Genomic DNA, 10,084 nt, shown 5'->3' with positions numbered 1-10,084 from the left:
TTCTCGGTTTGGTGGACCGCCTGGTGATGTGACTGAATGGCTTCAGGAGGTGATACCCCAGTTATCCTGACAGTATCTAACTCTTTTACCAAAAACCTTTAATTCCCTTCGGCTTATGAGAAGCGGGAGAAAAGATGATAGACGAGTTAGTTAAAATCCTAAACCGCGAGAACGTTGAGTGGGAGATTTACTGGGAAATCGGCAGAGGGAGCTCGTTTAAAATCGAGAAGTGTGAGCTGGAGAGAGCCCAAAGGAAATACCATTCTGGTATTGGTCTTAGGGTGGGATACAACGGAAAACAGGGTTTTTCCTATATCACAGGACTAACTCACTCAAAAGAAGAGCTTGAAAAGTTTGTTAAAAAGACCATAAAACTTGCAAAGGTCAGAGAGGTAAAGTTTTACGGATTCCCCGAAAAAAAGCCTGTCAAAAAGGTTAGTGGAATTTACGATAAGCGGATAGCGGAGCTGGAGTTTGAGGAAGCTTTGGAACTTGGAAGAGAGATCTCCAGAAAAGAGAGTGAGCTGAGAGAAAAATACGGGGGAAGCTACACCTTTTCCGGAAGGCTGGCTTTTGGGGTGGCAAGAGACGGCATAGCGAACTCAAACGGGATCGAGATGGAAGAGGAAGGCACAGCAATGAGCTTTAGCGTTTACATAGTTAGGAAAGACGAAAAAGTTGGAACGGGGGACTACTACAAAGCCTCAAGAACTATGATGGACTTCGAAAGAGAGCTTGAGAAAGGGCTCGAAAAGGCTATGCAGGAGGTTGAGCTAAGCTACAACGCAAAACCGCTGGAGCCTTTTGATGGAGAACTCGTTCTAGAGCCGCACTCAGTTGCATCTCTCGTCGGGCTGTTTATTTCAAACCTAAAGGGAGACAACGTATACCACAAAAGGAGCAGATTTAACAAACTGGGCGAAAGCGTTGCAAGTGAAGCGTTTACGCTCATCGATGATGCCACGCTGGAAGGCAAAATCGCGAGCTACTCTTTCGATGGCGAAGGAAATCCCTCTCAAAGGACGGTTTTAGTTGAGAATGGAGTACTAAAGAACTTTCTTCTTGACGAGATGTATGCTCGTCTTCTTGAAATGGAGGGCACGGGAAATGCCGTGAGAGACTTTAGGACCCCTCCCCACATAGGGACAAGCAACATAATCGTGGAGGGAGAGGAAGAGAACCTTGAGGATTTTGAAGGGGTTATAATAAAGAAAGTCTTTGGTGAGCACACTGCAAACCCAATAAGCGGGGACTTTTCACTAACGGTTGAGCTTGGCTATGTGGTCAAAAACGGTGAGGTCATTCCATTCAAGGACAACATGTTTGTGGGGAACGTTTTTGAGTTCATGAACTCCATAACGGCTGTAGGAAAGAAGAAGGAAGAGCTCGGGGCGTTTATATCTCCCAGGGTGCTCGGTGTGGGAAAGATTGTTTGAAGAAAGGTTTAAGTTGTTCTGCGTCTTAATTTTTATTTGGTGATAGCATGAGAGTTCTGGAAGAAAGGCCTGTGAAGATTAAGGTAGTTAGAACTAAGAGGGGAGCGATTCTCCACATGATAGAGATCTCAAAGAACCACTTCTTCCTCGAGCAGAACCCGCTTAAGGATTCAAAGTACGGCGTAGCCTACAGGAAAATAAAGAACAAGTTCCCCGAATTCTATATGTTCTGGGAGATCAAGAACAACCGATACACAGGAAGACTTTTGGTAGGTTCTTTCCTTGAAAAAGAAGAAATAGACGAATTCATTACGCTGGTCGCTCAGACAGATGAGTTCAAGAAATTTGAGCACATACTCGAAGAAATCGAGGAGGAAGAAGGGGAGAAAGAGGAAGAGACAGCTACCTAGCTGGCTTCCTTCCCACGATAATAACATAACCGGTATAAGGGCTTTCAAAAATCTTCATTGATTCCCAGGCATTTTTCAACCCCTTTAGCCCTTCTTTTCTAAGTATCTTCAGGAATATTTTCAGCTCTCCTATGATGCCAACCTCTTTCCTCATCTCTTTCATCCACTCGGGAATTAGGTGGGATTTATCAATCACGATAACATCCATAAGCCCGGCTTTTTCAAAAATCCTCCTCCACCCCTCGGGAGTTTCCGGCTCTTCTCCCTCAATTTCTTTGAGTTTTAGCTTCAGCGTTTCGGGAGTATCCTCTTTCCAGGCAACGTCGTGTATCCCCACATAGCCATTTGGCTTAACTACGCGAACAATTTCTCTTAATGCAACCTCCTTGTTAAGGAGACAGAGCGTGCACTCCGATATGACAACATCAAAAGTGTTGTCTGGAAAGGGCAATTTATGAGCATCGGCTAAGATGAAAGTAGTTTTACCTTCCAATCCTCTCATTTTTGCTTTATTCTTTGCTTTCTCTATCATCAGAGGAGAAGCATCAACCCCTACGACTTCACAACCAAAGGTTTCCGCTAAAAAGCACGCAGTTTCGCCAGTGCCACATGCCACATCCAGAACTTTGGATTTTTCATTAATGCCGCAGAGTTCTGCTAGCTCTCTCGTAATTTCCAATCCGCTGGGATGGAGGACTTCAATACCCAAGTTTTCTTCCTCTAAAATTTCTTCCAGGCTCATGACTCATCAAAAAGGATATGGCACAAAAGTTTATACATTTAGCGGCTCAGGGTTTGACCATCATCACAGTTCAGATACCCTAGAGTTCTTCATCGCCTATCTAAATTTGAAAAGTGCCTTATAAAAATTATTGGAGGGGCCGAGAGATTAAAACAAAAGGGAAAAATCAGGAACTCTTCCTCTTTTCCTCCAGATATTGTTTGATTCCCTTTGCGGCTTTTCTTCCATCGCCCATTGCGAGAATTACTGTGGCTTCTCCTCGTATGGCATCTCCGCCGGCAAAAACACCGGGAATGTTTGTCATCATGTTTTCATTCACCTTTATTACACCGTGTTCATCGGCTTCTATCTGTGGAAGTGTCATTCTCAAAAGCTTGCTTGTTGTTTTGCCTATTGCTATTATAACGGTATCCGCCTCAAGAACTACGGTTTCTCCAGTGGGCACGATTTTTCTCTTTCCTCTTGCGTCTCTCTCTTCAAGGGGTCTCATTTTCTCGAACTTAACGGCTTTAACTCTTCCATTCTCATCGCCAATGAACTCGACCGGATTGAGGAAGAACTCAAACTTAACACCCTCTTCCTTAGCATGTGCAACCTCTTCGACCCTCGCAGTAACATCTTCTTCTCCCCTTCTATAGGCTATTGTGACCTCTGCCCCAAGCCTCCTTGCGGTTCTTGCAGCGTCCATTGCGGTATTTCCAGCACCGATGACTATGACCTTCTTGCCCACCTTAATTGGAGTCTCGTACTCAGGGAATGCATAAGCTTTCATGAGGTTGACCCTTGTTAAGAACTCGTTCGCTGAGTATATGCCGTTCAAGTTGATTCCGGGGATGTTGAGGAGCTTTGGTGTTCCGGCACCGGTTCCTATGAAGACGGCATCGTACTCCTCAAGGAGCTCATCGAACGTTACCGTCCTTCCTACGACATAGTCGGTTTTTATCTCAACGCCAAGTTTTTTGAGTTTTTCAAGCTCCTTTTCTATGGTTTCTTTTGGCAATCTAAACTCGGGAATTCCGTAAACCAGAACCCCACCGGGTTTGTGGAGGGCTTCGAATATTGTAACCTGGTAACCTTCTTTTGCCAGCTCAGCGGCACAAGTAAGCCCAGCGGGACCGGCTCCGATAACAGCAACCTTTTCCTTCTTCTTTTCAATCTTAGGGGTAATTTCCTGAAGCAATTTTTCATCTATGCCTTTTTCCCTTGCATAATCTGCTACAAAACGCTCAAGCTTTCCAATGTTTATAGGCTCGCCAACCTTACCCATCACACACACTGCCTCACACTGGTCTTCTTGGGGGCATACTCTACCGGTAATTGCGGGTAAAGTGTTGCACGCCCAGATAACTTCTAATGCCTCTTTAACAGCTTTTTCTGGGTTGTCCCTGTTCTCGCGGAGCTTCCTTATGAAGCCGGGAACGTCTATGTGGACGGGACATCCCTGGGTACAGGGAGCGGGACTGCACTGGAGACATCTCTCAGCTTCTTTAACGGCAAGCTCAAACGTGTAACCCAAGTTAACCTCCATAAACCCCTTAAGCCTCTCTTCAACAGGTCTCTCCGGAGTGGGGACTCTTTCCTTGATAAGCGTCATCATTGAGCACCTCCTTGCTGAAGTTTGGTGAGATAATCTTCCAGAGCCTTCTTTTCTAAGTCGGCATAGAACTCAGATCTTGCAATAAGCTCCTCCCAGTTTACTTCATATGCATTGAAGCTTGGGCCATCAACACAGGCAAATTTAACCTCTCCTCCAACTGTAACTCTGCACGCACCACACATGCCTGTTCCATCAACCATTATGGGGTGAAGGTCGACTTCCATAGGAATTCCGTACTCCTTAACCACATCAAAAATGGCTTTTTGCCCTCTTGCCGGCCCAACCATAAAGACCAGATCAGGCTTTTCTTTTTCAATGAGCTCTCTTACTTTTGCTTGTCCCCTTGTGACGAGCTCTTTAAATATTTCTGGCATACCCATGCCTTCTTTAAGCGGGAAGCTCTCCACTATGTGTTTTGAGACTGCCTTTTCCAGGTCTTCTTTAAGAATAATCATTGGTTCCGGGACTATGTGGAGGGTTATTACTTCGTTTCCAATTTCCTGCCATGCCTTAGCTATTGGATAGACCTCCACTATTCCGGTTATCATTCCTATTGCCAAAATCTTCCCAAACTTTTTCATCGGTGCGGGATTACCAAGGGGGCCGGCTATGTTTAGTATTTTGTCCCCCTCTTGTAGTTCCATGTTCATTCTAAGGGTGGTTCTTCCTCTTATGAAGGTCACGAGTGTTATCCACCCCTCCTCTGCATCCCACATTACGGGAGTTAAGGGGATTCTTTCGCCGTTTTCAAATGCTCTGACAACAACAAACTGCCCAGGCTGAACCTTTCTAGCTATGTGCGGAGCGTGAATTTTATACAGCACATTATTGGCTGCAATTTCTCTCTTTTCCAGTATCTCGTACACGATGAACACCTCCGTACATACGTTCAAGTTTGGCTATCTACTTTTGTTCAAAACCAGAGGTATTTATAAAAATATTGTAAACCAAAAGTTGAGAAGTGGGCTAAAAAAGATGAAAGTCTAAGATGAGAGAAGCTCACAAAAAAGGTCAATAGAAACAGAAAGAAGCAAAAACAAGCTACCTCTTTCTAACAAAGGTTATATAGCCCGTATGGGCCAGCATGGTTGTTCTTGGCCTTATACACTCCTCTTTAACTTCCTGCTCTCTCACAAGGCACTCAATTGTTTTTGGCCTCGTAAAGTAGTCTTTGTACTCTCTCAACTTTCGGTACAGTCTGTCAACCTGATTTATACACGGGGTGTATGCAACAAAAAATCCCCCGGGTTTTAGGGCTTTTATTGCATGTTCCACAACGTTTTCTGGCTGTGGAAGGTCTAAGATAATGTGATCCACGTTCTCCTCATCAATCCCTTCATATATGTTCTTCAGCTTTATTTCAACCCTATCATCAAAGCCGGCCCATTCGATATTTCTCCATGCGAGCTTTGCAAAATCTTCTCTAACTTCGTAGGCGATTATCTTGCCTTGAGAGCCAACAATATTGGCTAAAAAAAGCGTTAATGCCCCGCTTCCTACCCCGGCTTCGATTATAACATCCCCTGGTGAGATTCCAGCAAATGCCACTATCTGGGCAGCGTCCTTTGGGTGGATTATCTGAGGGCCTCTCTTCATCTTGTCGATATAGTCTATTATTCTCGGCTTGAGAACCCTGAATTGATACCCTTTATGGGACTCGACAATGGTTCCAAACTCTTTCCCTAAAAGCTCATTTAGATTTATTTTGCCCAGGTCTGTGTGAAACTCCCCTTCTTTTATCGTTATGAGATATCTCTTCCCTCTAGGATCGAGCAGCACAACTTTGTCTCCCTGTTTTATCATTTTAATCACCGGACTAATCCTCTATTTCAAGCTTGTAAAGATTTCCCTCTTTTTGGATTTTTATCAGTTTGCTTGCCATTTCCCTCAAGATGGCAATTTGCTGTTTGTTCAGGATATCTCTGTTCACAAAGTAAATTGAAGTCCAGTCTTCAAACGGGAGCACACTTCTTGTAAACAGAATTGCTCTCAGGGCATTATCTCCCCCAAAGTAAATATACTGAGAGATGCCGAAGGTTATTGAGTACTCAACTTTTGCTGAACGGGAAGAAAGCTTCATCAGAGCGTCATAATAGCTTTTCATGAACTCAGAAATTTCGTACGTGAGGGGGATTTCTTCAACTATGGAGGCATAGCTTGTTCTCCCGGGCCCTATTCTTATTGCCTTTATCCTCTTTGTGGACTCCATAACTTCTTTGTATTTTTGGGGAGAGCTTTTTCTCAGATAATCCCTAAACAACAAATCTCCTACCCAAAAAAGTCGTCTATCAAGATATCATGACTGGAAAATGAAGGTATAATTTCTCCCCATACCAAGTCCCCGAGAGGATAGAAGGAAGGGTATTCCACGAGAATGAAATCGCCAAGTGTGGAGTGTTTTTTTAAAAACTCAGCAAGTGAACCGACCTCCATACTCTCACCAAAGGATTTTTAACACCAGGGCTTTTAAACTTTTGTAGGTGTTCAAAATGGGCAAGTTCGTAATATGGGCAAACGAAATAGATGCCAGAATTTCGAGAAAATATGGCAGGGAAGTTCCGAAAAATCTTGCAGTGGAAAGGCCAAATATAGACGAAATAATAGATGCGGCCAAAAGTCTTGGGATTACGGTTATCGAGGTAAATAGAGACGCTCTTAATCCAAGGCTTGCAGGAGTAGACGAAGAGTTAAGAACTAAAGGTAGGGTTATAGTCGAAAGCAAGCATGGAAAATCGAAAACTCTAAAACTAATAGCCCAAAAGGTTAGAGAATTTAGGAAAGCACGCAAGAAAAAATAATGGCCTTTACTCTTCTGTTTCTACAACTATTGCAGTTGTTGTGTCAATTACGCCGTCTATGTTGTGTATATCGTGGAGGATTTTTCTTGTAAGTTCTCCCAAGTCTGAAGCATTAATCTCCACTATTGCATCGTACGGGCCAGTGACAGCATCGGCTTTTAAAACTCCTGGAATTGCTTTTATTTCTTCTATTACCTTCTCAACTTTCCCAATCTCGACTGTTAACAAAATGTATGCCCTAACCATTTACATCACCAGATTTTGTTGTCATTCTTTGTTAGAGACGTTCTATAATTTAAGGTTTTCGCATTTATTTTTAGCACACTCGGCAAGAATTGTTTCGTGGTTGGGTGCAAAAACATTGCTAAATAGAAAGAAACAACCAAGTTATATTGTGTTGTTTGCTGCACAATAAGTATCATGGGCGTAGAAAAATTTATTAGAACTCTATGATAGAGATATCGATGACCTACTTTGTGGAGGGAAGTAGATGAAAAAGCAACTAGCAACCATATTAGTCTTGGGTGTTTTGATTTTTGCTGTAGTGGCAAGTGGCTGTATCGGTGAATTCTGAACACGTTCCACTTTCGCATATGTCTAAGTCTTTCATCCAGAGTTCTTCCCGAAAGCTCATACACCCTTTCAAAGGTCCTCTTAAGAAATTCTTCGAGGTTTTCTTCGTTAACAAGCTTTGGAAGAGGGTTCCTCGCTTCTCTTGGGAGTTCTTTGTTGAATTTTCTTATAAGAACACTCACGTGCTCTATTTTCTCAACTTTTTTGGAAAAATATGCATCCAGCATAAAGCGTTTTCCCTTTACCTCGAAAACGATATATGGCACCTCAATCTTCATGAGAGACAATATCTCAAAAAGCTATATAAACGCTTTTCTCTTATGTGAACTGATGGGCTATGAGGGTGGAGGAGCTTAAATCACTTGGAGTCGATGAGAGAGTTATAAGGCTGATACGCGAGAGAGGTATAGAGGAACTGTATCCTCCTCAAGCGGAGGCTTTAAAGAGTGGTGTGCTTAACGGGAAAAACCTGATTTTGGCCATTCCTACAGCCTCTGGAAAGACCCTTGTTGCGGAAACAGTGATGATAAACAAGATTCTCCGCGAGGGAGGAAAGGCCGTATACCTTGTCCCCTTAAAGGCACTTGCCGAGGAAAAGTATAAGGAGTTCAAGTTCTGGGAACGGATTGGGCTTAAGATAGCGGTAACAACCGGAGATTACGACAGCACCGAGGAGTGGCTTGGGAGATATGACATCATAATCGCGACATCAGAAAAATTCGACTCTCTGCTCCGTCACAAGTCTCCTTGGATAAGGGACGTTAAGCTTATAATCGCAGATGAAGTTCACCTTCTCGGCTCATATGACAGAGGGGCTACCTTGGAGATGATTCTAGCTCATTTAAGGGATAAAGCCCAGATTTTAGGACTGAGTGCAACAATTGGAAATGCTGAAGAGCTTGCGGAGTGGTTAAACGCGGAGTTAGTGGTGAGTGAATGGCGCCCCGTAAGCCTGAAGAGTGGCATCTTTCATCACGGGCAGATTTTCTGGGAGGACGGGAGTATTGAAAAATTCCCGAGTCAGTGGGACTCTCTCGTTATTGACGCTTTAAAAAAAGACAAACAGGTGCTTGTCTTTGTCAATACACGAAGGAGTGCCGAAAAAGAAGCCCTTCTATTGGGGGGAAAAGTTCAGAGATTTTTAACCAAACCCGAAGAGAGGAGATTAAAGCAGATAGCGGATGAACTTGAGAGCACTCCAACCAACGAGAAGCTTAAAGAAGCCCTAAAGAAAGGAGCAGCTTTCCATCATGCAGGCTTGGGAAGGGAAGAGCGCTCTATTGTGGAAGAGGCTTTTAGAGAAGGCCTTATAAAGGTAATCACCGCTACCCCGACCCTATCTGCTGGCGTAAACCTCCCCGCGTACCGTGTCATAATACGGGACACAAAGCGCTATTCTGACTTCGGATGGAGAGACATTCCTGTTGTGGAAATACAGCAGATGATGGGTAGGGCAGGGAGGCCAAAATACGACAGGGAAGGCCAAGCAATAATAATTGCGGGGACTGAAAAGCCAGAGAACTTGATGAAAAAGTATGTCTTTGGCAAACCGGAGAAACTCTTCTCTATGCTCTCAAATGAAGCGTCGTTTAGGAGTCAGGTTCTTGCCTTAATAACCAACTTTGGAGTTAGGAGCTTTAGAGAGCTCGTGGAATTCTTGGAGAGGACTTTCTACTATCACCAGCGAAAGAACCTTGAGGCCCTTGAAGGAAAGGCCAAAGATATAGTTTACTTCCTGCTTGAAAATGAGTTTATTGACATCGACTTAAACGACCAGTTTATGCCGCTTCCATTTGGGATAAGGACTTCCCAGCTGTATCTTGACCCGCTAACAGCTAAAAAGTTCAAAGACGCCTTTGAGAAGCTCGAAGAAACCCCAAATGCTCTTGGCATTTTCCACCTTCTGGCTTCAACTCCGGATATGGCATCCCTAAGGGTAAGGCGCAAAGAACAGGAAGACATTCTCGACTATGCCTACGAGATGGAGGGTTATCTCTACCAGAACATTCCGTACTGGGAGGATTACAAGTTTGAAAAGTTCCTTGGGGAAGTGAAAACAGCGAAATTGCTCCTTGACTGGATTAACGAAGTTCCAGAAGCGAAGATATTAGAAACTTACGACATTGACACCGGTGATTTATACAGAATACTTGAGCTGGCGGACTGGCTTATGTACTCCCTAATTGAACTATACAAGCTTTCCAGCCCTAAAAAAGAGGTTCTCGACTTCCTAAAGCAGCTCCACTTGAGACTCAAATATGGAGTCAGAGAGGAGCTTCTTGAGCTTACAAGCCTTCCAATGATAGGCAGAAAGAGAGCAAGAGCCCTATACAATGCAGGATTTAAGAGTATAGAAGACATCGTAAAAGCAAAGCCCAGTGAACTGCTAAGGGTAGAGGGAATCGGAGTCGGAATTTTGGAAAAGTTATACCAGCACTTCGGAGTGGAGCTCCCGAAGATTAAAGAGAAGAAAAAAGTGAAAAAAGGGACGCTGGATGACTTTTTCAAATGAGCAACTTTTTTAAATC

12 protein-coding genes are annotated in these 10,084 nt (G+C 43.7%); 4 read left to right on the top strand and 8 right to left on the bottom strand.

Annotated elements, in window-relative coordinates; genetic code table 11:
• The first annotated feature begins 134 nt into the window (after positions 1 to 134).
• Together GBV73_RS03525 and GBV73_RS03520 are read left to right on the top strand one after the other, a co-directional pair.
• On the top strand, positions 135 to 1,436 hold the full coding sequence (locus GBV73_RS03525; protein WP_042700277.1) for a TldD/PmbA family protein: 1,302 nt from the start codon (positions 135 to 137) through the stop codon (positions 1,434 to 1,436).
• Positions 1,437 to 1,483: 47 nt separating this feature from the next.
• A complete protein-coding gene (locus GBV73_RS03520; protein ID WP_042700274.1) occupies positions 1,484 to 1,846 on the top strand; it encodes a hypothetical protein in 363 nt (120 codons plus the stop codon).
• Here the strand turns inward: GBV73_RS03520 and GBV73_RS03515 are convergent.
• The 6 genes from GBV73_RS03515 to GBV73_RS11290 form a co-directional block, all read right to left on the bottom strand.
• Positions 1,839 to 2,588, bottom strand: a complete 750-nt coding sequence (locus GBV73_RS03515; protein ID WP_152879320.1) for a class I SAM-dependent methyltransferase — start codon at positions 2,586 to 2,588, stop codon at positions 1,839 to 1,841. The two genes, GBV73_RS03520 and GBV73_RS03515, sit on opposite strands and share 8 nt — an antisense overlap.
• Positions 2,589 to 2,754: 166 nt before the next feature.
• Positions 2,755 to 4,185, bottom strand: a complete 1,431-nt coding sequence (gene gltA, locus GBV73_RS03510) for an NADPH-dependent glutamate synthase (protein ID WP_152879318.1) — start codon at positions 4,183 to 4,185, stop codon at positions 2,755 to 2,757.
• Complete coding sequence (locus GBV73_RS03505; protein WP_198011299.1) at positions 4,182 to 5,051, bottom strand: sulfide/dihydroorotate dehydrogenase-like FAD/NAD-binding protein; 870 nt, start codon at positions 5,049 to 5,051, stop codon at positions 4,182 to 4,184. The genes gltA and GBV73_RS03505 overlap by 4 nt, the downstream gene beginning before the upstream one ends.
• 175 nt (positions 5,052 to 5,226) lie before the next feature.
• Positions 5,227 to 5,988 carry a tRNA (adenine-N1)-methyltransferase gene (locus tag GBV73_RS03500; protein WP_152879333.1) on the bottom strand — a complete coding sequence of 254 codons (762 nt, stop codon included), beginning with the start codon at positions 5,986 to 5,988 and terminating at the stop codon, positions 5,227 to 5,229.
• Between the two features lie 13 nt (positions 5,989 to 6,001).
• Positions 6,002 to 6,445 (bottom strand): DUF257 family protein, encoded by a 444-nt coding sequence (locus GBV73_RS03495; protein WP_253910288.1) that lies wholly within the window; start codon positions 6,443 to 6,445, stop codon positions 6,002 to 6,004.
• A gap of 8 nt (positions 6,446 to 6,453) precedes the next feature.
• Positions 6,454 to 6,618, bottom strand: coding sequence for a hypothetical protein (locus GBV73_RS11290; RefSeq protein ID WP_253910287.1), 165 nt, complete (start codon positions 6,616 to 6,618; stop codon positions 6,454 to 6,456).
• Between the two features lie 56 nt (positions 6,619 to 6,674).
• On the opposite strand from GBV73_RS11290, the gene GBV73_RS03490 reads away from it, so the two are divergent.
• Positions 6,675 to 6,983, top strand: coding sequence for a signal recognition particle protein Srp19 (locus GBV73_RS03490; RefSeq protein ID WP_042700262.1), 309 nt, complete (start codon positions 6,675 to 6,677; stop codon positions 6,981 to 6,983).
• 6 nt (positions 6,984 to 6,989) lie between these two features.
• On the opposite strand, the gene GBV73_RS03485 is transcribed toward GBV73_RS03490, so the two are convergent.
• Positions 6,990 to 7,229, bottom strand: a complete 240-nt coding sequence (locus tag GBV73_RS03485) for an Lrp/AsnC family transcriptional regulator (RefSeq protein ID WP_004067779.1) — start codon at positions 7,227 to 7,229, stop codon at positions 6,990 to 6,992.
• A 5-nt stretch (positions 7,230 to 7,234) separates the two neighbouring features.
• Positions 7,235 to 7,834: a hypothetical protein gene (locus GBV73_RS03480; protein WP_152879314.1), complete on the bottom strand. Its 600-nt coding sequence runs from the start codon at positions 7,832 to 7,834 to the stop codon at positions 7,235 to 7,237.
• A gap of 59 nt (positions 7,835 to 7,893) precedes the next feature.
• On the opposite strand from GBV73_RS03480, the gene GBV73_RS03475 reads away from it, so the two are divergent.
• On the top strand, positions 7,894 to 10,068 hold the full coding sequence (locus tag GBV73_RS03475) for an ATP-dependent DNA helicase (protein ID WP_152879312.1): 2,175 nt from the start codon (positions 7,894 to 7,896) through the stop codon (positions 10,066 to 10,068).
• Positions 10,069 to 10,084 lie beyond the last annotated feature (16 nt).

Origin of the sequence: Thermococcus sp. 101 C5 (assembly GCF_009372125.1) — an archaeon.
Taxonomy (GTDB): Archaea; Methanobacteriota_B; Thermococci; order Thermococcales; family Thermococcaceae; genus Thermococcus_A; species Thermococcus_A bergensis.
Note: the sequence above shows the minus strand (reverse complement) of the source record. Positions and strands in the feature narration are given on the sequence as shown.

Coding starts and splice junctions, on each gene's coding strand:
- GBV73_RS03475 (WP_152879312.1), top strand. CDS start 7,894: ATGAGGGTGGAGGAGCTTAAATCACTTGGAGTCGATGAGAGAGTTATA.
- GBV73_RS03490 (WP_042700262.1), top strand. CDS start 6,675: ATGGGCAAGTTCGTAATATGGGCAAACGAAATAGATGCCAGAATTTCG.
- GBV73_RS03485 (WP_004067779.1), bottom strand. CDS start 7,229: ATGGTTAGGGCATACATTTTGTTAACAGTCGAGATTGGGAAAGTTGAG.
- gltA (WP_152879318.1), bottom strand. CDS start 4,185: ATGATGACGCTTATCAAGGAAAGAGTCCCCACTCCGGAGAGACCTGTT.
- GBV73_RS03500 (WP_152879333.1), bottom strand. CDS start 5,988: ATGATAAAACAGGGAGACAAAGTTGTGCTGCTCGATCCTAGAGGGAAG.
- GBV73_RS11290 (WP_253910287.1), bottom strand. CDS start 6,618: ATGGAGGTCGGTTCACTTGCTGAGTTTTTAAAAAAACACTCCACACTT.
- GBV73_RS03515 (WP_152879320.1), bottom strand. CDS start 2,588: ATGAGCCTGGAAGAAATTTTAGAGGAAGAAAACTTGGGTATTGAAGTC.
- GBV73_RS03520 (WP_042700274.1), top strand. CDS start 1,484: ATGAGAGTTCTGGAAGAAAGGCCTGTGAAGATTAAGGTAGTTAGAACT.
- GBV73_RS03480 (WP_152879314.1), bottom strand. CDS start 7,834: ATGAAGATTGAGGTGCCATATATCGTTTTCGAGGTAAAGGGAAAACGC.
- GBV73_RS03525 (WP_042700277.1), top strand. CDS start 135: ATGATAGACGAGTTAGTTAAAATCCTAAACCGCGAGAACGTTGAGTGG.